The organism is Lutimonas saemankumensis (genome assembly GCF_020171465.1).
Taxonomy (GTDB): Bacteria; Bacteroidota; Bacteroidia; order Flavobacteriales; family Flavobacteriaceae; genus Lutimonas; species Lutimonas saemankumensis.
On sequence record NZ_JAIUZR010000004.1, the window covers coordinates 550,943 to 576,228 of the forward strand.

Consider the following 25,286-nt stretch of genomic DNA (forward strand, 5'->3'; position numbering starts at 1 on the left):
ATCTGCCATTATTGTTTTAACTGCCATTTCCAGGCCGAAGATAGAGCTTCCTTCAGGCCTAATTTAGCATGCCATCCAAGCTCTTTGTTTGCCAGTTCAGTATCAGCGTAGGCGGCCGTTATGTCTCCTTCACGTCTGCCCGCAATCCTATAGTTAACTTTTGTTCCGTTGGCCTCTTCAAATGCCTTAATTACCTCAAGAACAGAACTACCCTTTCCGGTTCCCACATTGAAAAATTCCATTTGTGATTTATTCTTACCTTCCAGTAATCTTTGTAAGGCGCAAATATGTGCCTGGGCCAGATCCACCACATGAATATAGTCTCGGATCGCTGTGCCATCCGGAGTAGGATAATCATCACCAAAAACCGCAAGCTCTTTACGAATACCTGCAGCGGTTTGGGTTACAAAAGGAATCAGGTTTTGCGGGACTCCCAATGGAAGTTCTCCAATATGGGCACTTTCGTGAGCCCCAATTGGGTTAAAATATCTCAATGCAATCGCCTTGAGGTCGGTTACTTTAGTCGTGTCCTCAATAATTTCTTCCCCTATTTGCTTTGTATTGCCATAGGGAGATTCCGCCTTTTTGACGGGAGCCTTTTCAGTAATAGGCAATTCATCAGCCTGTCCGTAAACGGTACAGGAAGAACTAAAAATAAAATTTAATACCTTGTTCTCTGACATACTTTGCAAGAGATATACCAATGTTGCGATATTATTCTCGTAATACTTTAAAGGTTCTTCAACACTTTCGCCTACAGCCTTTGAAGCAGCAAAATGAATCACTCCGTCAATTTTGTAATCCTTAAAAAAAGATTGGACCTTTTCCTTTTCCTTAAGATCCAGTTTAACAAACTCGGGGCTTACACCAGAAATCGCCTTTATTCCATCCAGAACCTCAACACGCGTATTTGAAAGATCGTCGATAATTACAACTTCATATCCTTCTTTCAACAATTCCACAACCGTATGGGAACCAATAAATCCAAGGCCTCCTGTTACTAAAATCTTATTTTTTTTCATGGCTAATCCTTTTGTTAGCTAATGCATCACGGATAGATTACTGAACAAAATCCAAAATAGTATTGATAATAAGATCTTGTTGTTCCTTTTCCAGTTCAGTATGCATAGGTAAGGAGATCACGTTTTTAACAAGTTCATTAGTTACTGCAAAATCCTCTTCTTTATAGCGATCATCCTGATAGGCCTTTTGTTTATGCAAAGCAACAGGGTAGTAAATTGCATTAGGAATTCCCTTTTCTACAAGATGCTGGTGTAAGGCATCCCTTTTACCATTTGTAATTTTGAGGGTATACTGGTGAAATACATGACAATTGCAGGTGTCGCAGATCTCTCCACATTTTTCAGTAACCGGAGTAACTATGTTGGGATTACTTTTAAAGCCTTGATTGTAGTATTTGGCAGCTTTTCTTCGTTCGCTACAGTAATCGTCAAGGTGAGGAAGTTTTAATCTAAGTACCGCTGCCTGAACGCTATCTAACCTGGAATTCACACCAACCACATCATGGTAATATCTTTTATACATGCCGTGATTGACAATTCCTCTTAAGGTATGAGCAAGGTCGTCATCATTTGTAAAAATAGCTCCTCCGTCTCCGTAGCAGCCCAAATTTTTCGATGGAAAAAAAGAAGTGGTTCCAACATGGCCAATCGTACCAGCCTTTTTGCTACTTCCGTCGCTAAAGGTATAATCTGCCCCAATGGCCTGAGCAGTGTCTTCTATGACGTATAGGTCGTGCTCTTTGGCTATTTTTAAAATTGCTTCCATATTGGCACACTGTCCAAAAAGATGGACAGGAACAATTGCTTTCGTCTTTGGAGTTATGGCTTTTTTTAAGGCCTCCAGATCGATATTAAAGGAATGAGGATCAACATCTACCAAAACAGGAGTTAATTTTAACAAGGCAATTACCTCAACAGTTGCAGCAAAGGTAAAATCAGCCGTAATTACCTCATCTCCCTGTTCTAATCCCAGTCCCATCATTGCTATTTGAAGGGCATCCGTTCCGTTGGCACATGGAATAACATGTTTCACATCAAGGTATGACTCCAGGTCCGATTGAAATTTTTTTACCTCCGGTCCGTTGATAAAGGCAGCAGATGCAACAACTTCGCTGATAGCAGCATCAATTTCGGGCTGGATTTTCTGATATTGACTTTGCAAGTCAACCATTTGAATTTTCTTCATTTGAGTATAATTTAATTCTTAAATTTGGCTACAGCCAGACAAAAATACAAATATTTTACGCGCTCTACCCCTAAATTTTTAATTTAGCCTCCAAATGAGATACCTCTATAATTTCGCGATTTTCTTCACTGGAATTGCTGTCCGTATCATCGCTTTATTCAACGAAAAAATTAACCTCTTTGTGCAAGGGCGCAAGGAAACATTTTCAATACTTAGAAAAGGTGTTTCTTCAGAAGAAAAAACAATTTGGATGCATTGTGCTTCCCTGGGTGAATTTGAGCAGGGCCGACCTGTGCTGGAAAGCCTCAAAAAGTCCTTACCCGAATACAAAATAGTACTTTCATTTTTTTCTCCTTCAGGATACGAAGTCCAAAAGAACTATGAAGGAGCTGACCTGGTAGTTTATCTGCCTCTCGACACCGAGTCAAATGCAAAAAGATTTGTTCAATTAGTACATCCAAGTATTGCCCTGTTTGTTAAGTATGAATTTTGGCCAAATATTTTAAAGGAATTGAAGTCTCTTAAAATTGAAACCTTACTTGTTTCAGGAATATTCAGAAAGGATCAATTGTTTTTCAAGTCCTATGGGAACTGGATGAGGCAATCTTTAAAGGCATTTACTTATTTTTTTGTGCAGAATGAAGATTCTCAAAAACTCCTGGATGGGATTGGTTTCAAAAATATCAGTGTCAGTGGAGATACACGGTTTGACCGAGTCTCAAATATTTTAGAGCAGGATAATCACTTGAAATTTCTTGATAATTTTGTTAAAGATCGAATTGTAATTGTTGCCGGAAGTACCTGGCCCAAGGATGAAAAAATTTTGGCTAAATTCATGAATGAAAATCAAAATGAAGCCGTTTGTATGGTTGTAGCACCCCATAATATTGTTCCAAAAGATATCCTTAGATTAAAAGAATCCTTTACATGTAAAACCAGTTTGTACTCGGAAGGAATATTTTCCTCTGAATCAAAAGTCTTTATAGCCGACACCGTTGGGATCTTGACTAAAATTTACAGCTACGGCCATTTGGCTTATGTAGGAGGAGGCTTCGATAAAGATGGGGTGCATAACGTCCTGGAACCCGCTGTGTTCGGAATTCCATTGATCATTGGCCCGGAATTTGAAAAATTCGAAGAGGCCAAAGATTTAGTTGACCTGGGAGGCTGTCTGGTTGCAAACGATGAATCAGATTTTCTGAATAAAATGAATCTGCTGATTAAAGACAAGAGCTTGAGAGAAAAAACTGGAGATATCACGAAGTTGTTCATTAAAAATAACACGGGAGCAACCGAAATTATTAGCAGTTATATCCGCGAGAAACTCAAATAATTACTAACTTCACACCTAAACAATCAAAAAAATGATCAGAGAGAAACTGGAAGAATATTACAGTGTGGTTTTCGAACCGGAATTACTGGATGAAATAGCTGAGGTCGGAACCTACAAAAAGGTCAAGGAAAATGATTTACTTCTCGATATAGGTGACACCTTTCATCAGATTCCTTTAATTCTTACAGGAGCGATCAAGATCAGCAGAGAAACCAAAAAAGGGGAGGAAATTGTACTTTATTTTTTAGAACGTGGAGATACTTGCACAATAACCTTTGGCAGTGGCCTTCAAAGTCATAAAAGTAAAGTCAGGGGAGTTGCAGAAAAAGATTCTGAATTGATTTTTATACCGGTGGAAAAGCTGGAAGAATGGATGGTTAAATACGCTTCATGGAGAAGTTTTGTAATTGACAGCTATGATATACGTCTAAACGAAATGCTGGAAGCCATTGACACCTTGGCATTTTTGAAAATGGACGAACGTCTGTTCAAGTATCTTGTCGATAAAGTTCAGATTATGAGAAGTACCGAATTGACTACGACTCATCAGGAAATTGCTGTAGATCTGAATACTTCCAGGGTTGTAGTTTCCAGGCTGCTTAAACAGCTTGAAAATGAGGGTAGAATCAAATTGTTTCGAAATAAAATAGAAGTACTGGATTTTTAAAATGTAACATTTGTTACCTGAAACAGTACTGAAAAATATATTTTTACGAATTAACCTGGATTTATTATGGATTTTATTTTACAACCATGGCCATGGTATGTAGCTGGTCCCATCATCGCATTTTGTATGTTTCTGATGTTCTTTTTCGGAAAGAAGTTTGGTGTTTCTTCAAATCTCGAAAGTGTATGCGCAATGGGAGGAGCCGGTAAATTTGTCGATTTCTTCAGGTTCGACTGGAAAAAAAATTGGTGGAACCTGACCTTTGTTGTCGGTCTTATAATTGGAGGGTTTATAGCTGATCAATGGCTTACCCCAGATGATACGGTAGCATTAAATCCGGACACTGTAGTTGCGCTATCTGAAATTGGAATTCAAAATGCCGGATCAACTTACTTGCCTGATGAAATTTTTAGCATTGATGCCTTGTTAACCGTCAAAGGATTCCTGATCCTGATCATTGCCGGTATACTGGTAGGATTTGGATCAAGATATGCCGGAGGATGTACTTCGGGTCATGGAATCGTTGGGTTAAGCAGTCTTTCAATGGAGTCCTTCATTGCTGTAGGAGGATTTTTTATTGGAGGTTTGATCATGACCTGGCTAATTTTACCTTACGTTTTTTAAACCGTTTAAGATGAGATTTATTAAATATTTGTTGGTTGGAATTTTATTCGGAATCACCCTGAGCAAGGCAGAAGTCATATCGTGGTTCCGTATTTATGAAATGTTTAAACTTCAGTCTTTTCATATGTACGGGGTAATAGGATCAGCTGTGGCTATAGGAGTTATATTGATCTATTTGTTTAAAAACGAAAGGATTAAATCTCTTTATGGAAACCCGATTACTGTTGAACCAAAGAAAAAAGGTATTTCGAGAAACCTGTTAGGAGGAATTATTTTTGGGTTCGGATGGGCTCTCGGTGGTGCATGTCCCGGACCCATGTATATTCTTGTGGGGAAAGGAGTAGTTTCCATATTGGTTGTTCTATTTGGGGCTCATCTTGGAGCCTTTCTTTACCATGCCGTTAAACACCGCCTTCCTCATTAATTCGAACCAGGAGTTCACTATTCTTTCAAATCAAAACGATGACTGAAGTCTTTTTTGTAAATTTAGCAGTTTATTTGCCGAATTATATATGAATCAATTAATTGATCAATACGGACGAAAAATTTCTTACCTGAGATTGGCTGTAACTGACAGATGCAATCTTCGATGTCAATACTGTATGCCTGCAAAAGGTATTGATATTGTTGACCGGAAAGAGTTATTGACTTATAAGGAAATGTATCGAATTACCCGTGTTTTAAGTGAACTTGGGGTTGATAAAGTACGGCTGACAGGAGGAGAGCCTTTTGTGAGAAAGGATTTTGTTAATTTTCTTGAGTCCCTGTCCTTTAACGATAAGCTAAAGGAAATCAATATAACCACAAATGGGGCACTCATCTCAAATTATATAGACAGACTTGAAAAAACAAAGATCAAATCAGTTAATTTGAGTATTGACAGTTTAAACAGGGAGAAATTTTTCCAAATTACACGTCGTGATGTTTTCGATAAAGTAAAACAAACCTATAAGGATCTTTTAATGAGTGATATGAGATTAAAACTCAATGTCGTTGTACAGTCTGGATTCAATACCAATGAAATTATTGATTTTGTTGAACTCACGAAAAACGAGGATGTTTCGGTCCGATTTATAGAAGAAATGCCCTTTAACGGAAAAGGGATAAGGAAAGTGGATGAACTTTGGGATTTCACAAAAATCCTTGACCACATCAGATCTGATTACAAAAGCATTCAACCTTTGGAATCCGATCCGTCTTCAACTTCCAGAAATTTCAAAATTGAATCCTATAAAGGGTCTTTTGGAATTATTCCAGCGTATACAAGAAGTATTTGTTCCGATTGCAACAGAATAAGGATTACGGCAACTGGAATGTTCAAAAATTGCTTGTTTGACGACGGCGTTTTTAACCTGAAAGATTTTTTGAGAGCTGGAGCCAGCGACGAAGACCTAAAGAACCTATTTATTTCTACTGTTCAAAAGAAACCTGAAAATGGTTTTGTGGCTGAGGCAAATAGAAAAAGTAAAAATGTTTCCGAAAGTATGTCAACTATTGGAGGATAATAAACTATGGATAAAAAAGTATCTCTTATTCCTGTCTCTGAGGCCCTCAGAAAGGTTCTGGGCCAGACTGAAGATTTTGGCATCGAAGAAGTGGAATTCACTAATTCTCTAGGCAGGGTTCTAAAAGAGTCAATAAAGGCTGACAGGGACCTCCCTCCATTTGATCGGGTAAGTATGGATGGAATAGCCATAAACTCAAAATCATTTGATGAGGGACTAAGAGAATTTCCTATTGAAAATGTTCAGGCAGCGGGAAGTAAACAGCTAAGCTTACAAAATAAAATAAACTGTCTTGAAGCAATGACAGGAGCCATGTTACCCATTGGTACTGACGCCGTAATTCCCTATGAGCTGATCACAATAGAAAATGACATAGCCAAGGTCAATATTGAAGAGTTAAGAATCTTCCAGAATATCCATAAAAAAGGGTTGGACAATGCAGAGGGAGAAGAATTGATACCTGTAAATACAAAAATTTCTGCTGCTGAAATCGGAGTACTGGCCACTGTGGGAAAAGACAAGGTTAAAGTGGCAAGAAACCCGAAAATTGCAATTATTTCTACCGGGGATGAATTGGTAAACGTTGATCAGGTTCCGGAACCATTCCAAATTAGGAAAAGCAATGTGCATACCTTGTCGGCCTTATTAGAAAATGAAAATCTCGAGACATCTGTTTTTCATATTACCGATGATAAAACGCTGTTGAAAAATCAAATTGCCCATTTACTGGAGGTATTTGATGTTCTGATGTTCAGTGGCGCTGTAAGTAAGGGAAAATTTGATTTTTTACCCGAAGTCCTTGATGAATTGGGAGTAGAAAAATACTTTCACAAAGTGAAGCAAAGACCGGGAAAGCCTTTTTGGTTTGGAAAAAAGAAAAAGGCTACCATTTTTGCCTTTCCGGGAAATCCTGTTTCAACCTTTGTAAGCTGCCTGAAATACTTTATGCCCTGGTTTCAGAAAAGTCAGGGTCTTGATTTTGATCATAAGCATTATGCTGTTTTAGCCGATGATTTTTCATTTAAACCAGAATTGACCTATTTTCTTCAGGTGAAAATTAACAATGAAGAAGGGCGCCTGATGGCAAAACCGGTTGCCGGTAACGGCTCCGGAGATCTGGCTAATCTGACTCTGAATGACGCTTTTTTAGAGTTGCCGTCGAATAAGGATTTATTTAAAAAAGGAGAAATATTTCCAATTGTTAAGTATAGATATTAAAAAGAGGAGCTTTGAATAAATTTTCACATATTGATGAGAACAATAAGCCAAAAATGGTTAATGTCAGTGGTAAAAAAATTACCAAAAGAATGGCTTCAGCAGAGGCCCTTATGTTCTTGGGTAAGGATATTATTAAACTCCTGAACAAGGATGAGATCCAAACCAGGAAAGGCCCTGTTTTTCAAACGGCAGTAATCGCCGGGATACAGGCGGTTAAAAAAACGGCTGAACTTATCCCAATGTGTCACCCCTTGCCTCTTGATGGAATCAAGATTGATATCGAAATTATTTCCGAAGAGGCAATCAGAATTCTTTGCAGGGTTGAAATGGAAGGTAAAACCGGCGTAGAGATGGAGGCCCTTACAGGAGCTAGTGTTTCTGCCCTGACCGTCTACGATATGTGCAAAGCTATCTCTCAGAAAATGATCATTAAGGAAGTAAAACTTCTCGAAAAAAGAGGGGGTAAATCTGATATACTCCGCAGTCAGTAGAAAATATAAAACCGGCAGAAAAGACCCTGATGGATTTAATAGAATGATCCGAATACAGTTTCTGTTGAAACTCAAATTAAACTTATTAATCTGTTAAGATCGAATCTATCTGTAACTTAGCTTCAAAACTGATCTCAACAATAAATTCCATAAGTGCCTCATCTCCTATTGCTTTTGTTTACAGGCAATGCTCCTGGTTGGTGACTAATTTTGACATTTTAAGACTCATTTCAATAGAAAAGAAAGATTACAGAGGCACCCTATCAAGTAATCAATATTGATTATTTTAGCGATTGAAAAATGATGCAACTAAAATTTGAAACAGGTCTATGAAAAAACATGAAAAACACGCAAAGCTAACGCGTCGACAATATGGAGAAATAGGCTCTTTTGAACTCTCAATTCTCGGTACTAAATGTTCTTTGATCAAAGATCTTGTCAGCGAAGTTTCATCAAGATTAAAATCGAATTACAAAATTGCCTATGCGGATGCTTCTCACGATAAAAATGTTGAGGCGCCTGTTTATGATGAATATGTCTTTCATTCTTCCGGTGATTTAAAAGTAGGTATTGATTTTATCAAAAACCCCTATACAGATAAATTATTATTCTCAGGCTATGACTTGGTTTTTATCAATGGCAACCATTTCCTGGGCAACAAGCAAATCCTTATTCTTGATCCGGATAAAGAGGCTTCTATACTTAAAAGACTGGATCAAATCAATGAAATTGCGTTTTTGATCAATTTGAATCACAACTCAAGAATTTTTGATTTTTTAAAAGAAAAGCATCCCGATATTGAAAATTTAAAAACCTATTCGATACATGATCTTGATAATATCAGTACACATGTTGAAGAACTGATTCATAATAGTGCAGCAACTCTTAACGGTTTGGTACTTGCAGGTGGAAAGAGCGAGAGAATGGGTAAAGATAAAGGCTTGCTCGATTATTTTGGAAAATCTCAGCGCTTATATTCCCTGGAAATGCTGGAGAAACTTAATTTAAAATCCTATTTATCCGTAAGAAAGGAACAGGAAATCAAACAAGATAATATCATTGAAGATAAATTTATTGGTTTGGGGCCTTTTGGAGCAATTTGTTCAGCATTTCAATACGATCCAAATAATGCATGGCTTGTTTTAGCCACCGACCTTCCTTATGCAGATGAAAAATTGATTCGACATTTAATTGAACAAAGGGATCCAAGTAAAGTTGCCACCGCTATAAAAGGTAAAAACAAGCGTTTTCCAGAACCTTTGATTACAATTTGGGAACCAAGATCGTATTCTGTTTTGTTACAATATATGGCTATGGGAATCTCATGTCCTCGAAAAGTTTTGATCAATTCCGATGTGAAAATTGTTGAAGTAGATGATGACTATATTGTCAATGTAAATACACCCGAAGAGTTTTCTATGGTCAAAAAGCATTTAGAAAAATAAGTGGAATGACCATGGAAGAGACGAAAAAGAAAATGTATATCCGTCAAACTACCCTTCCCGAATTAGGGCTCAAGGGTCAGAAAAAATTGAATTCGGCCAAAATCGCAGTTATTGGTTGTGGCGGATTGGGAAGTGCCGCTGCCGTATATCTGGCAGGGAGCGGAATCGGGCATATTCATCTTATCGATTATGATCAAATAGATCAAAGTAATCTTCATCGACAGGTTTTTTATCATTTGGACCAGGTAGGAGAAAGTAAAGCTAAAGTTTTATCAGAGCATATCTCATTATTGAATCCGTATGTAAAAACCAGTATCGATAATCGGGCCTTAACCAAAGAAACAATACATTCGCAATTATCCGATTATCAGATTATAGTTGATTGTACGGATAGCTTATCGACCAAGTACCTTTTGAACGATTACTCTGTACTCAATGAAAAAGTACTGGTTTATGGATCTTTATACAAGCATGATGGATATGTAGGGGTATTCAATTTAGAAACCGAAAGTGGCCGATCCTCCAATTTGAGGGATGCATTTCCACAAATGCCAAAGAATCCTGTACCTAATTGCTCAGAGATAGGAACCTTGAATCCAATTGCTGGAATCATCGGTTTGATGCAGGCCAATGAAGTGATTAAAATTGTAACCGGACTGGGTGAGCCACTTATTAACAGTATTCTCATTTACAACACCCTTGATAATTCTCAATATAAAATGAATCTCAAACGCGGCTTTTCAAAAGCAAAAATTGATTCCTTCTATGAGTCAGAACCCTATTTTGACCCCGCTTGCCAGCCCCAGGAAAAGGTTTTGTTGATTGAAGGTGTTGAATTGAAAAGCAGGCTGGGCTCAGAAAGTCTTATGATACTATCCGTTATTGAAAATGAGGAGGTAAAACACCCTTTTGAAGTGGACCTCAGGATGTCATTAAAGAAATTTGATCCTGAAAAGCTTCAGCCTTTCCATGATCATGATATCGTTGTGGTATGCCATAAAGGTATCTCCAGTTATTTAGCGACAAAACGCATTAAAAAAGAATTTCCAGAGATGAATGTCTTAAGTCTCAAAGGAGGGATTGACAGGTTCATGTAAAATCTTTTTTTAAGACCTGTTCAAATAATAATTCGCCAAATAAACCTAATGTCTGAAATAAAAAATCCTTTATCCTTTTACCAGTCAGAAAAACGAAGATTGGAACAAATTGGAAACACCTTGAAATCACAACTAAAACTGATAGGGCTTCTGAGGACGGGACTGTTCCTGATCCTGTTGATTTCGAGTTATTATCTGATCGAACGTACCTTGATTCTTTTAACGGTGATCGGACCGGGATCTGTTTTATTTTTGATGCTGGTTCTCAAATATCAAAAGCTACAAAAAAAAAGGAAACTCTCTTTGCATTTGTTAAATATAAACCTCGAGGAAATTGAAATTTTACAGGGAGAATTTCATCATTTCCCTTCTGGAATAGAATTTTCGGATCCCCGTCATTACTACAGTAACGACATTGATCTTTTTGGCCAGGGGTCATTTTTCCAATTTATGAATAGGACAGCAACCCGGTCAGGTACATCGAAACTTGCATCCTTGCTTCTTGAAAACAAAGTCGAACAGATAAAACAAAAACAATTCGTTGTTCAAGAGCTTGCACAAAAAGTATCCTGGAGACAACATTTTCTGGCTAAAGCCCGAATGGTCAAAAATGAAACAAATCCTGAAGACATCATTTCTTGGATAAAGAATCACAAAAGGTTTCTTCCAGGGTTCATGAAATATTTGACGCTGATATTTAGTTCTCTTTCTCTCATTTTTGTCATCCTCACGGCACTATCCCCGGACTTTTTTTACCTCCTTGTAATATGGTTTTTTGCAGGTCTACTGATCACTTTACCTTATTTTAAAAGAATAAATACACTTTATGAAGCTTCGGGCAAGATCAAAAATACCTTTAAACAATACGAATCTCTACTAAGCCAGATTGAATCGGTTGAATTAAATGCCGTTCTCGCCAGGGAGCAACAAAACAGAATACACTCTACTGATAAGAAAGCCTCAGAAATTTTTAAAGAATTTTCACAAATACTCGATGCTTTTGATCAAAGAAATAACATGCTCTTCGGAATTCTCGGGAATGGATTTCTATTATGGGACATAAAAAATACGAACAGAATAGATTCTTGGATTTCAAAATACCGGCATCAGGTTGATCAATGGTTTGAGGTGATTGCTTACTTTGATTCTCAGATCTCTTTATCCAATTATGTTTTTAATCATCCCGATCATAATTTCAGCTCCATCGTGGATACGAATCAAATTTTGAAGGCCAGGGAACTGGGTCACCCCTTGATAAGCAGGGACCAGCGAGTTTCAAATGACTATGAAATAAACGATAAAGAATTTCATATTATCACCGGGGCTAACATGGCCGGTAAAAGTACCTTTTTAAGAACGGTATCTTTAGCATTGGTGATGACAAATGTCGGGCTTCCGGTCTGTGCAAAACGTATGGCATACAGTCCAATTAAATTAATTACCAGTATGAGAACCAGTGACTCTCTTAAGGATGATGACTCGTACTTCTATGCTGAAATAAAGCGATTGAGATTTATAGTGGAATCCATGAAAAAAGAGTCGTATTTTGTTATTCTCGATGAGATCCTAAAGGGAACAAACAGCAAAGACAAGGCACTTGGATCTATAAAATTTGTTGAAATACTGGTTCACTCCGGGTCCTCCGGAATCATTGCCACACATGACCTGAGTTTATGTGAAATTGAGAAAAAATTTGATCAGGTTCAAAACAAGTATTTTGATGCTGAAATCCGAAATAAAGAATTGTTCTTTGACTATAAATTGAAAGATGGGGTTTGCAAAAACATGAATGCGTCGTTTCTACTTAAAAAAATGGAAATTATTTAATCAGGGATGCGCATTGACCCATACCTCTCCATCTTCAAAGTATTCTTTTTTCCAGATCGGTACAGTTTTCTTCAAGGTATCTATAGCATACTGACACGCTTTGAAAGCCGCTTCTCTGTGCGCTGAAGATACAGCCACGATCACAGGAACTTCACCTATTGCCAGTACTCCTTTTGTGTGATGCAATGCCAGCCTGTGCACACCAAACTTTTCTACTGCCTGCACGGCAATCAAACTCATTTCCTTAACGGCCATTGGATCATAGGCTGAAAATTCAAGCTTTAAAACCTCTTTTTCTTCAGTTCGGTTTCTAACTGTTCCCACAAAAAATGCAAGCCCTCCACAGCCCTCATCCCGAACAAACTCATAACATTCATCAAGCGACAATGCTTCCTCGGTAAGTTTAACAAAAATTCTGTTGTTCCTCATTCTTTACCCTCCGCTTACGGGCGGTATAACCGCGATTATGTCATTATTATTGATTTGTGTATCATCTTCGGCATAACTTTCATTAACAGCAATAGAAAAGGTATCCATCGAACTGAATGAAGGATAGTTTCTTAAGAGTAATTCTCTAACATCCTTAACTGAAATATCTTTCTCGATTTGAAAGTTTGTGCTGTTTGTTCCAGCCAGGTCTTTGGATATACCAAAGAACAGTATCTTAATCTCCATAGTTAGGTTTTGACAAAAATAGTTAATACAGTCAAGAGCAAAAAATTAACTCAGAAGAATCAATAAATACCTTCGAATGATATTATGTAACTTAAGTAACTAATGTTACAACCCAACCGTGGCTTTTCACTAAATTTGAGTAACTGTACCCGGACTTTCCTTTTCGATCCTTGTACTCGTTCTTTACGCCTTCTTTATCAGAAGTTTAATTAACAAGAAGCCATTGCGCATATGAAATACGGATTTATTATTGACAACAGAAAATGTATTGGTTGTCATGCGTGCACCACAGCCTGTAAAAGTGAACATGATGTTCCCATAGGGGTTAACAGAACCTATGTAAAACAAGTCGAAAAAGGAGTATTCCCAAATACCCGAAGAATTTTTTCTGTCATGCGATGTAATCATTGTACTGATGCACCCTGTGTGGAAATCTGCCCGGTTGAGGCTTTGTACACAAGAGAGGATGGAATCGTTGACTTTGACAATAACCGTTGCATAGGATGTAAATCCTGTATGCAGGCTTGTCCTTATGATGCCCTGTACATTGATCCTGACAACAAAACAGCTGCAAAATGTAATTATTGCGCGCACAGAGTAGAAGTAGGAAGGGCACCGGCATGTGTAGATGTTTGTCCTGAACACGCCATTATTGCGGGCGACATGGATAATCCGCATACTGAAATTGCGACCTTACTTGCAAGGGAACAGGTAATGGTAAGAAAACCGGAAAAAGGTACGAACCCTAACTTGTTTTACATCAACGGTGATTACCAATCTCTTGATCCTGATACCACGGCAAGATCGGGTCCAGGTCTGTGGAATTCTCAGGCTCGGGGAGTTGGTCATTACGCCAAGGCCGCTGAAAAACTAATGAATACCAATGACGACATCAATCTTTTGCAAATGAGTATTGATAATGATCTTCAGGCCGCATATCAGAAAAAAGAAATGCAAAATCCAAATTATATTGATGTGCTCAATGGAAAAGCCAGGCGTGTATACGATACTCCGGATAAAGGAATTCTATGGGGCTGGGAAGTATCCGCATATGTAACAACTAAAGCGATCGCTGCAGGAGCTTTTTTGATCCCTTTGATGGCAATCATTTTTGGTTATGAGATCTCTTCCACAACAAAGCTTATTTCTGTAGGGCTTTCTCTGGGATTTCTTGGATTGACCGGACTGTTTCTTGTGATGGATTTAGATCGTCCGGATAGATTTCTGAATGTTCTTTTACGTCCTCAATGGAATTCATGGCTGGTAAAAGGAGGATATACGATTTCAATTTTTGGCTTGCTGATGACTGTTTGGGGCGTAGCTACTTTTTTAGAATGGAGTATTCCTGAATTTTTTATTCTTGGGCTCACAGGAGTTTTCGGTGTGATTTTAGCTATTTATACGGCCTTCCTTTTTGCTCAGGCCAAGGGTAGAGATTTTTGGCAAAGTCCAACCTTACCCCTTCACATGCTGGTTCACAGTGTTCTGGCCGGTGCAGCCGTTTTTGCCATCCTCGCTGTTGTCTTCCAACCTGAAATCTGGATGGAAATTCTGGGAAGCGTAATCGGGGTTTCTTTAGTGATCAACCTGCTGACATTGGTAAGCGAGCTCACCATTACACACCCAACAAAAGCTGCGAAAAAAGTGGTGTCCATGATTCTGAAAGAACAATATCGCGGACTGTTTTGGTTTGGAACTGTTATTCTTGGAAACATCGTGCCGCTATTGCTGATCATCTTTGTGCCGGGGGCAATAACTCTTGCTATTGCAGGAGTTTTGATCCTGATCGGGATTTATATAACTGAAAAAATATGGGTGGAGGCACCGCAACGAATACCTCTTGCTTAAATGAATTCACATAAACTACAGACTGAAGTATTTTAAACTTTTAAATCAAAAACATGGGCTATAAGAAGGCATCTTTTATAGAGAATCTGGCAGAGAAAATTGGCCTTATTCCTGATCTTCACAAGGAAGGTTATCAAGAACACGATCAAGACATGCGTCACTTCAGTGATGAAGAGGTGGCTGCTATGTACGAAAATTTTCCACCTCCGGAAAAATGGGATAACTGGATCGAGTATGATCCCAAAGCCTGGCCGAAAAAGAAAAAAACGGATTATCAAATTGTTCCCACTACATGTTTCAATTGCGAGAGCGCCTGTGGTTTAACGGCTTTTATAGACAAGTCTTCGGGGGAAATTAAAAAATTTGAAGGCAACCCTTATCACCCCGGAAGCAGGGGCAGAAACTGCGCAAAGGGGCCTGCAACTATTAATCAGATCACAGACCCAGACCGAATACTCTTCCCTTTGAAAAGAAAGGGTAAAAGAGGTGATGGGGAATGGGAGAGAATTTCCTGGGATGAGGCGCTGGATACAATTGCAAAACGTATCAGAAAAGCCTTGAAAGAAGATAGGCATAATGAGATCGCTTATCACGTTGGAAGACCAGGGCATGAGGGGTTTATGAACTGGGTTCTGCCTTCTTGGGGAATTGACGGACATAATTCTCATACCAATATCTGCTCTTCAGGAGCTCGTTTTGGATACAATATCTGGTATGGTTACGACAGGCCATCCCCAGATCACGCTGAAGCCAAATTTATATTGTTGATCTCAGCACATCTTGAATCCGGACATTATTTTAATCCACATGCCCAGAGGATCATTGAAGGAAAAATGAAAGGTGCCAAACTTGCCACAATGGATCCAAGATTGTCAAATACGGCCTCCATGAGTGACTATTGGCTTCCTTCCTATCCGGGAACAGAAGCTGCTGTTTTACTGTCAATGGCACTCATTATTCTTCAGAAAAATCTATACAACCGAGCCTATCTTGAAAACTGGACCAACTGGGAAGCATACTTAAAAGCCAAACACCCTGATAAAGAGCTGGTATTTGAGAATTTCATTGAGGCGATGAAAGAAGAATACAAGGAATTCACACCTGAATTTGCTGAAAAAGAATCCGGGGTCAAAGCAGAAATGATACGAGAAATAGCTGTTAAGATAGGTGAAGCAGGAGAGCGTTTTGCAAGTCACAACTGGAGAAGTGCAGGTGCTTCCAATTTAGGGGGCTGGGCTGTAGCCAGATGTCTTCATTTTCTCACGGTACTCACTGGAGCCGTTGGGGCAAAAGGAGGAACTTCGCCAAATTCATGGAACAAGTTTAAACCGGAAGTTCCCAATCCTCCCAAACCCCAGAAAAAATGGAATGAGATACACTTTCCCAAAGAATACCCTCTTGCATTTTTTGAAATGAGTCAGTTGCTCCCGCACTTCCTCAAGGAAGGAAGAGGAAAAATGGACGTCTATTTCTCCAGGGTCTTTAATCCCGTATGGACCTATCCTGACGGATTTACCTGGATGGAAATGTTTATGGACGAAACGAAGTTTGGCCTGCACACTGCCCTAACTCCTACCTGGAACGAGACTGCTTTTTTTGCAGATCTTGTCCTGCCCATGGGTCTGGCAGCGGAAAGACATGATATCAATTCCTATGCTACTCATGGAGGAACCTGGGTTGCATTCAGGCAGCCGGTTTTAAGGGAAGCTGCGCGCCGAAATGGTTCACCGGTGGAATATACTTATGAAGCTAATCCCGGCGAAGTATGGGAAGAAGATGAATTCTGGATCGAGTTGAGCTGGCGCATTGACCCTGATGGAAGCATGGGTATCAGAAAACATTTTGAATCTCCTTACAGGCCCGGTAAAAAAATAACAATTGAAGAATATTACCAATATATTTTTGAGCGCATCAAAGGATTACCGGAGGCTGCTAAAAAAGAGGGTCTTACCGAATTTCAATATATGTCAAAGTACGGTGCTTTTGAAATTGAAAAAGGAGAGTCCTATAAAAAGAATGAAACCCTTTTGACGAAAGAAGAACTCAAAGATTCTGTTGTTGACAAAGACACGGGAGTCATCCGAAAAAATGGAAAAGATATCGGGGTGATGATCCAGGGCAAAGCTATGGTTGGTTTTCCTACGCCCTCGCGGAAAAATGAATTTTATTCTCAAACCATGGTAGACTGGAACTGGCCCGAATACGCAATTCCACAATATATAAAGAGTCATATCCATAATGAGGTGCTTGATAAATCAAATGGTGAATATGTCCTGGTACCTACTTTCCGTTTACCTACCCTTATTCATTCCCGATCAGGAAACGCAAAATGGCTGGTGGAAATCTCTAACCGAAACCCTATTTGGATGCACCCTGATGATGCAGCAAAATGGAATTTTAAAACGGGTGATCTGGTTAAGATGAATACAGATATCGGTTACTTTGTAGATAAGGTCTGGGTTACTCAGTCAATGAAACCAGGAGTTGTAGCCTGTTCTCATCATATTGGAAGATGGCGCCGTGAGCAGGATACTATCGGAAACCGATGGGCAACCAATACAGTTGACATTAAAAACGAAGCCAAGGGAGAGTGGAAAATGACTACAAAAAGAGGGATAAAGCCTTTTGATTCTGATGACAAAGATTCAAAGAGAATTTTTTGGAAAGACGGCGGAGTTCATCAGAACATAACACATGCGGTTCATCCTGATCCGATAAGTGGAATGCATACCTGGCATCAAAGGGTACGTATTGAAAAACCGGGTCCCGATGACAGTTACGGCGATATTTTTGTCGATACAAATAAGTCTCATGAAGTTTATAAAGAGTGGTTATCCATGACTAGGCCGGCGCCTGGCCCCGATGGCTTAAGAAGGCCTCTTTGGTTTAAGCGTGCTTTTAAACCCGATGAATCCACTTATTATATAAAAGATGAGAAAAAATAAATCTGAAATCTATAATTAGTTCTATATTTGGCTTTAGAATTTTAATTTAAAGCTTACTAATGAAAAAAATTGTATATCTACTGGCTGTAATAGTCCTTGCAGCCTGTCAAAATGAACCCAAGGATTACGTTACAATCTCAGGACAGATTACGGACAAAAATAGCGATTCGGTAGTGATCAGAAGCAGGACCTATTCTAAAACTATTCCTGTTGATGAAAACGGAAGTTTTTCAGATACCCTGAAGGTAGAAACGGGTACCTATAACTTTTATGACGGGGGAGAATCTACTTCGATCTTTTTGAAAAACGGATTTGATCTTGTTATTTCACTGGACACCAAGATGTTTGATGAAACAGTAAAATACTCAGGAACTGGTGCAGAACACAGTAATTTCCTGGCTAAAAAAGCCTTGCTTCAGGAAGAATTATTAGATCTTGATGCCCTAATGGCAATGGACTCAGTTTCCAGAGAAGAAGAATTTTCTTCAATAGAAAATCAACTTACAGAATTTTATAATTCTGACAAAGCAATCGATACCTCAGTGGTAAATAACAGTATCAGAACAATTCAGCCCATGCTGAATTCGTATAGAAGGTATATCAATAATGATCTTGCAATGAAAAGGGACCTTCCAAAAGGAGCTGCCTCTCCTACATTCACGGATTACGAAAATTTTTCAGGTGGTAAAACCTCTCTTTCAGATCTTAAAGGAAAATATGTTTATGTTGATGTCTGGGCAACCTGGTGTGGACCATGTAAGGCTGAAATACCATCTTTGAAAAAAGTTGAAAAATTGTACCACGATAAGAATATTGCTTTTGTAAGTGTCTCTATAGATGATGACAGATCACATGGAGGGTCATGGGAACAGGCAAATAAAGATTGGAGAAAAATGGTTGAAGAAAAAGAATTAGGAGGTATTCAGTTGTTCGCTCCTAATGGTTGGAAATCTGAATTTGTGGAAGCCTATAAAATTAACGGTATTCCTCGTTTTATTCTTATCGACCCAGAAGGTAACATTGTTACCCCTAGCGCGCCAAGACCATCAAGTGAAGCGCTGATAGAGCTCTTCAATGAAGAGCAAATCTAAATGCATCAGGAAAAATAAAATAAGGAGAGCAAAGTCTCTCCTTTCTATATATTCAGCAAAAAACATAGGCCTGGTCTATGTTGGAAAATTGTCTTGCAAAGAGGCCTTTTTTTACCTTTTTAAAAGAAGTAATGCTGTTTATAGATTATTGTAATTCTGAGTAATGTTACAACGATTATTTCCTTTTCTCGTATGGTTACCACAGGCAAAAAAGTCATGGAAAGATGATTTAGTTGCCGGATTGACCGGTACCATTATTGTTATTCCTCAGGCTGTGGCTTTTGCCATTATTGCAGGGCTCCCACCAGTTTATGGATTTTATACGGCTATGATTACTCCAATCATTGCTGCTTTGTTCGGATCCTCATATCACTTGATTTCCGGACCTACCACTGCCATTTCTATTGTAGTCTTTGCCACGGTAAGTGAAATGGCAGACCCTATGACTGAAATCGAAACCTATGTTTCCCTCACCCTTGTGCTCACTTTTATGGCTGGATTGATTCAGTTTGCCATGGGACTGGCAAGAATGGGAAAACTCGTAAATTTTGTGTCGCATTCTGTGATCATAGGTTTTACTGCGGGTGCCGGGGTCCTGATTGCTTTTAAGCAGTTACAACATGTATTTGGAATGGAAATTCCAAGAGGAAGTTCGTTTTATACCATTCTGAAAACGATCATATCAAACATTGAACAAACCAACTGGTATGTTTTTACGGTTGCTATTGGAACCATGGTGATTGCAATTATCATCAAGAAATATATTCGCCCCCTTTCCAGGTTCTATATGCTTATTGCAATGATTCTTGGAAGTATTTTGGCCTTTTTACTAGGGGGAGAAGCAAAAGGGATAGAAAACATCGGTACAATTCCCTCAAATTTACCCCCGTTTAGTATTCCTGCATTTTCTCTTACCAATATTCAGGAACTTAGTACCGGAGCATTAACCCTGGCCTTACTTGGACTCATTGAAGCCGTTGCCATCGCCAGGTCAATTGCCTTGTCATCTCACCAAAGAATAGATGGAAATCAGGAGTTCAAAGGACAGGGATTGTCAAATATGATAGCCAGTTTTTTTTCCAGCTATGTGGGATCCGGTTCCTTCACAAGATCAGGTGTTAATTATCAGGCAGGAGCAAAAACTCCCTTATCTGCCATTTTTGCCGCCGTTTTTTTGATGATTGTTCTCTTGCTTTTTTCACCTTATGCTTCCTACCTTCCCAAATCCGCTATGGGCGGAATTATTCTTTTGGTTGGTTATAACCTTATCGATTTTCATCATATTCATCAGGTTCTAAAAAGCAGCGGTCGCGAGATCATTGTTTTGGGAACAACGATGTTTGGGGCATTATTTTTTGAACTGGAAACTGCCCTGTTTTCCGGAATCGGGCTTTCTCTGTTTTTCTATCTCGAAAAAACGGCTAAACCTAATATTGCGATTCTTGGAACCACTAAAGCTCATCGTTTTATCAATATTATTAGAAATCCGGAAGTAAAGGAATGTCCTCAGCTAAAAATAGTTCGAATCGATGGTTCTATTTATTTTGGTGCTTTGGAGGTGGTGTCGGAATTCTTTTCAAATCTTTATGAAAAAGGCGAAGTAAAGCATGTGTTGGTCATTGCCAAGGGAATTAACTTTATCGATCTATCCGGTGCAAGTTGGCTCGCTTATGAAGCAAAAAAATGGCAGGATCGAGGAGGCGGAATTTATTTTAGCGGTTTGAAAATTGTCAGTCAGCAAATTCTAAAGAAAGGAGGCTTTCGAAACGAAATTGGTGAAGAAAATTTTTACCCTGACAAACCTTCGGCGATCAGTGATATTTATTCCAAATTGGACAAAAACATTTGTGAGACCTGTAAAGTTCGTATCTTTCACGAATGTTAAATTCTGCAGTTTTATTTATACAATAACTTCTCAATACCTTTATTACTAGTGTCTTATGCGTTTAAAACAGCATATTCCTTTTCTTCAATGGCTCAAAGAATATCAGTTGAGCTGGTTAAAAAATGACCTCTTTGCAGGTATTACCATTGGAGTCATACTTATACCACAAGGAATTTCATATGCCATTATTGCGGGGCTACCTCCTATTTATGGCCTCTATACGGCTTTAATACCGCAAGTGGTTTATGCCTTTCTGGGGACTTCGAGGCAACTGGCCATTGGGCCCGCAGCTATGGACTCGTTGATCGTGGCTTCAGGGATTGCCACACTGGCAACGATTGGATCCGAACATTTTATCGTTTTAGCTATATTACTTGCTTTTATGGTTGGGTTCTTTCAAGTGATTTTCGGGATATTCCGTATGGGATTTCTGGTGAATTTCCTGTCAAAACCTGTAATCAGTGGTTTTACATCAGGGTCTGCCATAATCATCGGAATGAATCAGATTGGCAATTTGCTTGGCGTTGAAATAAACAGAAGTAACCAGCTTCAGGAATTGATAAAGGCAGTTTTTAACGAATTCAATAACATGCATCTCTACTCAGCATTGATAGGAATCATCTCGATACTATTGGTTGTTGGAATAAAGAAACTTAATAATCGGATTCCTGCCGCATTGATAGCGGTTATTCTCTCAATTCTAGTCGTATACATGTTTGATCTGGATGGAAAAGGGGTAGTTATATTAGGTGAGATTCCAGCCGGTTTGCCTCAGTTTATCATCCCGGTTTTTGATACCGATCTGATGCAGGAAATTTCAGGACTGGCTTTGACACTTGCACTAATTGGCTTTATGGAAGCCATTTCAATAGCCAAATCAATTGAGTCAAAACACAATAGTTACAGAGTAGATGCAAATAAAGAATTAATTGCCCTTGGATTTGGCAACATGGTGGGATCCCTTTTTCAAACCTATCCAGCCACAGCGGGTTTCGCAAGGTCTGCGGTTAATGACCAATCCGGAGCAAAGACACCTTTATCTTCTTTATTTGCGGCCATGGTCATCGCTTTGTCATTACTGTTTTTAACACCGGCATTTTTCTATCTACCCAAAGCCGTACTTGCAGGAATCATTATTGTTGCTGCCTATGGCCTGCTGGATTTTTCCATGCCCAAAAAAATATTGACCTACAATATAAGAGACCTCATTATTTTGAACAGTACCTTAATGGTAACCATTTTTGTTGGGATCAAGGAAGGGATTATGTTTGGAATTATTCTCTCTCTGGTTATGCTGATTTACAAAACAACCAAACCCCACATCGCTGTTCTGGGTAACGTCCCCGGTACTCATTTCTACAGAAATGTCAGGCGCTTTAAAGATGTGATCGTTCATAAAGAAATTCTTATTATCAGATTTGACGCCCAGTTGTATTTTGCAAATACTCAATATTTCAAAGATAAGCTCAAGGAATTTTCGTCTGAAAAAGGAAATGATCTCAGGCTTCTGGTAATTGACGGAGAAAGCCTGAATGCACTTGACAGTAGTGCAATTTATGCGCTCGAGGAGATTCATGATTATTTTACCGCAAAAGGTATTACCATCGTATTTTCTGGATTAAAAGGTCCGGTAAGAGATACTTTAGTGAAGTCAAAACTGATGAAAAAAATTCGGTACGATCATTGCTTTATGAGTATACAGGAAGCAGTAGATTGCTATAAAGAAAACTGCTTTGAATTACCGAAACGGTATAGTTATCAGGAATATACGAAACAATCGAATCGTTAAAATAAAAAATATTTCAGGTAACAAGAGTTACATATGATAATAATCCTTTGCTTAACTTTGAGTAAATTTAAAACAAAAAATGATGAAAGTTGAACAATTATTTACAGGATGTCTTGCTGAAATGGCCTACTATATTGAGTCAAATGGAGAGGCTGCAATCATTGATCCACTGAGAGAAACTGAACCTTATTTAAGAATGGCGGAGGCTGACAATGCGAAAATTAAATATGTGTTCTTAACTCATTTTCACGCAGATTTTGTTTCCGGGCAATATGACCTGGCTCAAAAAACCGGAGCAAAAATAGTTTTCGGTCCAAATGCGACTGCAGAATACGATATATACAATGCTAAGGATGGTGAAGAATTCCCTCTTGGGGAAGGTAAAATAACCTTATTACACACTCCGGGGCACACTATGGAATCTTCTTCTTACCTGATTACTGACGGGGAAGGAAACACGCCTTATATCTGTACTGGCGATTGCCTGTTCATCGGTGATGTGGGAAGACCTGATTTAGCTGTAAAGCAAGGTAAACTGACAGAAAAAGATCTGGCTGGTTACTTGTATGACTCATTGCGAAATAAAATTATGACACTACCTGATGATATCATTATCTATCCAAATCATGGCGCTGGTTCGGCATGTGGTAAAAATATGAGTAGTGAAACTTTTGACACCCTGGGTAATCAAAAGAAAACCAATTATGCACTTCGTGCAGACATGACCAAAGAGGAATTTATAGATGAGGTAACAACCGGTCTAAAACCACCACCACAGTATTTCCCTAATAATGTAAGAATGAACAAAACGATCAATACAAGTATTGAAGACATTCTTCACAAAGGGACGACTCCTCTTGATGCAGCCACATTTAAAGAGATGAGTGAACAGAAGGATATTCTTGTTGTGGACACGCGTAGTAAAGAATTATATGCTGAGGAAGGAACGGTTCCTGGAGCCTGGTACATAGGTATTGATGGCAGTTTCGCACCTTGGGTTGGAGCTCTTATCAAAGACATTAACCAAAAAATTATATTTATTGCAGATAGTGAAAACAGGGTAAATGAAATTGTAACAAGATTCTCACGAGTAGGTTATGATAATACTCTTGGGTATTTGGAAGGGGGAATCGCAAACTGGAAAAGCCATGGTTTCAAAGTAGACACGATAGGTTCTATTTCTGCTCATCTTTTTGCAGAGAAACTCGCGAAAGGTGAAATGGAAAAACCATTAGACGTGAGAAAAGAATCAGAGTATCTGTCGGAGCATGTTGTTGGTGTAGAAAATTTCCCTCTGGATTTCATCAATTCGAATTTTGCTGAAATAGATCCTAAAAAAGAATACTTTCTTCACTGTGCCAGTGGATATCGTTCATTGGTAGCAGCCTCAATTTTCAAGGCCAATGGCGTTGAAAAGGTAACGGATGTAAGAGGTGGATTCAAGGACCTAAAAGAAACTGACGCTCCTTTGACAGATTACGTTTGTCCTACGACCCTCTTGTAAATTTGATTTAAGCAATAGTTCAAAAGGGAGTGAATCACTCCCTTTTTTCGTATCATTGTAAATGATAATCTAATTATTTGAATGATGAAATACTTAAAAAAAATAGTTTTTATTGCCTTGATCTTTAGTGGAATACTGTCTTCATGTGGCCAGGATAAAAAAACCAAATCTGGAATGAGCGAGGTGGAAGAGTCAAAAATTTCACTGATTACTGCTAAGGAACTTCACAAATTAAACGATTCAATCCTCCTGATTGATGTGAGGACACCAGAAGAATTTGCTTCAGGTCATATAGAGAACTCCATCAATATCAATATGAGATCCGATGATTTTAAAGAACAAATCGCTGCCCTTGAAAAAGGTAAGGAAATTTACCTCTACTGTAAAAAAGGAGGCAGAAGTAACAGTGCCGCAAAGATGATAGAGGATATGGAGTTTGAAAAAATCTATGACCTGAAAGGTGGAATTACTGCATGGGAAGACGAAGGGCTGAAAACCGTAAAATAAAACTTTAAATAATTAAATGAAATGATCCGGTATGTTTTTCTTCTGCTTCTGTCAATAGTTTTATATTCCTGTTCTAAAAAATTGACCAAGAAAGAAGCTGGACTCTTTAAAGAAAGAGGAAATCTAATTGTTCAAAAAACAGCAAAAGAACTATCTGGAAATCTCATGTCAAAAATGAAAGAAGGTGGTATTCCGCTGGCTGTGGAGTATTGTAATACGGCGGCCATTCCACTTACCTCAAAAGTATCAGAAACCGAGAAAGTAACCATAAAAAGGACTAGCCTAAAAACCAGAAATCCGTTAAACAAACCCAATGAAGAGGAACTAAAGGTTTTGAAAAAGTATTCCTCCAGGATAAATAAAAATGCTTCCCTTGAAGCCATTATTGAATTGGATGAATCGGGCAAACCCCATTATTATGCACCTATACTGGTTGAAAAAAAGTGCCTTATGTGTCATGGAAGCCTTGACAAGGAGGTCTCAAAACAAGCTGACTCCATAATAAAGTCGTTTTATCCCAACGATCTCGCCACGGGGTTTAGCGAGGGAGACTTAAGAGGAATCTGGAGCATTTCATTTCCCTGACATAATATCCATGCTCCAGTCAAGAATCGTTTTTCCATTATC

At 38.7% G+C, this 25,286-nt stretch carries 22 protein-coding genes; 18 read left to right on the plus strand and 4 right to left on the minus strand.

The features are described 5' to 3' along the window. Nucleotides 1-8 precede the first annotated feature (8 nt). Together galE and LCM02_RS10205 are read right to left on the minus strand one after the other, a co-directional pair. Nucleotides 9-1,022 (minus strand): UDP-glucose 4-epimerase GalE, encoded by a 1,014-nt coding sequence (galE, locus tag LCM02_RS10200; protein ID WP_224929066.1) that lies wholly within the window; start codon nt 1,020-1,022, stop codon nt 9-11. Between the two features lie 37 nt (nt 1,023-1,059). Continuing rightward, nucleotides 1,060-2,208, minus strand: coding sequence for a DegT/DnrJ/EryC1/StrS family aminotransferase (locus LCM02_RS10205; RefSeq protein ID WP_224929070.1), 1,149 nt, complete (start codon nt 2,206-2,208; stop codon nt 1,060-1,062). A gap of 94 nt (nt 2,209-2,302) precedes the next feature. Between LCM02_RS10205 and LCM02_RS10210 the strand changes: the two genes are divergently transcribed. The 10 genes from LCM02_RS10210 to LCM02_RS10255 all read left to right on the plus strand — a co-directional run bounded on the left by LCM02_RS10210 (nt 2,303) and on the right by LCM02_RS10255 (nt 12,415). Further along, nucleotides 2,303-3,541 (plus strand): 3-deoxy-D-manno-octulosonic acid transferase, encoded by a 1,239-nt coding sequence (locus LCM02_RS10210; RefSeq protein ID WP_224929073.1) that lies wholly within the window; start codon nt 2,303-2,305, stop codon nt 3,539-3,541. Nucleotides 3,542-3,572: 31 nt separating this feature from the next. After that, nucleotides 3,573-4,208 (plus strand): Crp/Fnr family transcriptional regulator, encoded by a 636-nt coding sequence (locus tag LCM02_RS10215; protein WP_262902506.1) that lies wholly within the window; start codon nt 3,573-3,575, stop codon nt 4,206-4,208. A 66-nt stretch (nt 4,209-4,274) separates the two neighbouring features. After that, nucleotides 4,275-4,832: a YeeE/YedE family protein gene (locus LCM02_RS10220; RefSeq protein ID WP_224929076.1), complete on the plus strand. Its 558-nt coding sequence runs from the start codon at nt 4,275-4,277 to the stop codon at nt 4,830-4,832. A 10-nt stretch (nt 4,833-4,842) separates the two neighbouring features. Further along, nucleotides 4,843-5,256, plus strand: coding sequence for a DUF6691 family protein (locus tag LCM02_RS10225; protein WP_224929079.1), 414 nt, complete (start codon nt 4,843-4,845; stop codon nt 5,254-5,256). Between the two features lie 88 nt (nt 5,257-5,344). Next, nucleotides 5,345-6,337, plus strand: a complete 993-nt coding sequence (gene moaA / locus LCM02_RS10230) for a GTP 3',8-cyclase MoaA (RefSeq protein WP_224929085.1) — start codon at nt 5,345-5,347, stop codon at nt 6,335-6,337. A gap of 6 nt (nt 6,338-6,343) precedes the next feature. Then, nucleotides 6,344-7,555, plus strand: coding sequence for a molybdopterin molybdotransferase MoeA (locus LCM02_RS10235; protein WP_224929088.1), 1,212 nt, complete (start codon nt 6,344-6,346; stop codon nt 7,553-7,555). Between the two features lie 11 nt (nt 7,556-7,566). Next, on the plus strand, nt 7,567-8,046 hold the full coding sequence (gene moaC / locus LCM02_RS10240; RefSeq protein ID WP_224929093.1) for a cyclic pyranopterin monophosphate synthase MoaC: 480 nt from the start codon (nt 7,567-7,569) through the stop codon (nt 8,044-8,046). 329 nt (nt 8,047-8,375) lie between these two features. Beyond that, a complete protein-coding gene (locus LCM02_RS10245) occupies nt 8,376-9,491 on the plus strand; it encodes an NTP transferase domain-containing protein (protein ID WP_224929096.1) in 1,116 nt (371 codons plus the stop codon). Nucleotides 9,492-9,502: 11 nt separating this feature from the next. Beyond that, nucleotides 9,503-10,588, plus strand: a complete 1,086-nt coding sequence (locus tag LCM02_RS10250; protein ID WP_224929099.1) for a HesA/MoeB/ThiF family protein — start codon at nt 9,503-9,505, stop codon at nt 10,586-10,588. 48 nt (nt 10,589-10,636) lie between these two features. Then, nucleotides 10,637-12,415, plus strand: coding sequence for a MutS-related protein (locus LCM02_RS10255; RefSeq protein ID WP_224929104.1), 1,779 nt, complete (start codon nt 10,637-10,639; stop codon nt 12,413-12,415). Here LCM02_RS10255 and LCM02_RS10260 read toward each other — a convergent pair whose 3' ends face one another. Both LCM02_RS10260 and moaD read right to left on the minus strand, forming a co-directional pair. After that, nucleotides 12,416-12,844 carry a molybdenum cofactor biosynthesis protein MoaE gene (locus tag LCM02_RS10260; protein WP_224929108.1) on the minus strand — a complete coding sequence of 143 codons (429 nt, stop codon included), beginning with the start codon at nt 12,842-12,844 and terminating at the stop codon, nt 12,416-12,418. 3 nt (nt 12,845-12,847) lie between these two features. Then, nucleotides 12,848-13,090: a molybdopterin converting factor subunit 1 gene (moaD, locus tag LCM02_RS10265; protein ID WP_224929111.1), complete on the minus strand. Its 243-nt coding sequence runs from the start codon at nt 13,088-13,090 to the stop codon at nt 12,848-12,850. A 231-nt stretch (nt 13,091-13,321) separates the two neighbouring features. Here moaD and LCM02_RS10270 point away from each other — a divergent pair, with 231 nt between their 5' ends. The 8 genes from LCM02_RS10270 to LCM02_RS10305 all read left to right on the plus strand — a co-directional run bounded on the left by LCM02_RS10270 (nt 13,322) and on the right by LCM02_RS10305 (nt 25,244). Next, on the plus strand, nt 13,322-14,938 hold the full coding sequence (locus tag LCM02_RS10270; protein ID WP_224929115.1) for a 4Fe-4S dicluster domain-containing protein: 1,617 nt from the start codon (nt 13,322-13,324) through the stop codon (nt 14,936-14,938). A gap of 53 nt (nt 14,939-14,991) precedes the next feature. Beyond that, a complete protein-coding gene (locus LCM02_RS10275; RefSeq protein ID WP_224929118.1) occupies nt 14,992-17,883 on the plus strand; it encodes a molybdopterin-dependent oxidoreductase in 2,892 nt (963 codons plus the stop codon). 59 nt (nt 17,884-17,942) lie between these two features. Beyond that, entirely contained in the window at nt 17,943-18,974 is a 1,032-nt protein-coding gene (locus LCM02_RS10280) for a TlpA disulfide reductase family protein (protein ID WP_224929121.1), read from the plus strand. A gap of 163 nt (nt 18,975-19,137) precedes the next feature. Then, nucleotides 19,138-20,859 (plus strand): SulP family inorganic anion transporter, encoded by a 1,722-nt coding sequence (locus tag LCM02_RS10285; RefSeq protein WP_224929124.1) that lies wholly within the window; start codon nt 19,138-19,140, stop codon nt 20,857-20,859. Nucleotides 20,860-20,914: 55 nt separating this feature from the next. Then, nucleotides 20,915-22,648: a SulP family inorganic anion transporter gene (locus LCM02_RS10290; protein WP_224929127.1), complete on the plus strand. Its 1,734-nt coding sequence runs from the start codon at nt 20,915-20,917 to the stop codon at nt 22,646-22,648. Between the two features lie 82 nt (nt 22,649-22,730). Continuing rightward, the gene (locus tag LCM02_RS10295; protein WP_224929130.1) at nt 22,731-24,152 is read left to right on the plus strand and encodes an MBL fold metallo-hydrolase; all 1,422 of its coding nucleotides are present in this window, start codon (nt 22,731-22,733) and stop codon (nt 24,150-24,152) included. An 84-nt stretch (nt 24,153-24,236) separates the two neighbouring features. After that, complete coding sequence (locus LCM02_RS10300; protein ID WP_224929133.1) at nt 24,237-24,659, plus strand: rhodanese-like domain-containing protein; 423 nt, start codon at nt 24,237-24,239, stop codon at nt 24,657-24,659. A gap of 21 nt (nt 24,660-24,680) precedes the next feature. After that, a complete protein-coding gene (locus tag LCM02_RS10305) occupies nt 24,681-25,244 on the plus strand; it encodes a Tll0287-like domain-containing protein (protein WP_224929136.1) in 564 nt (187 codons plus the stop codon). Nucleotides 25,245-25,286: the final 42 nt, after the last annotated feature.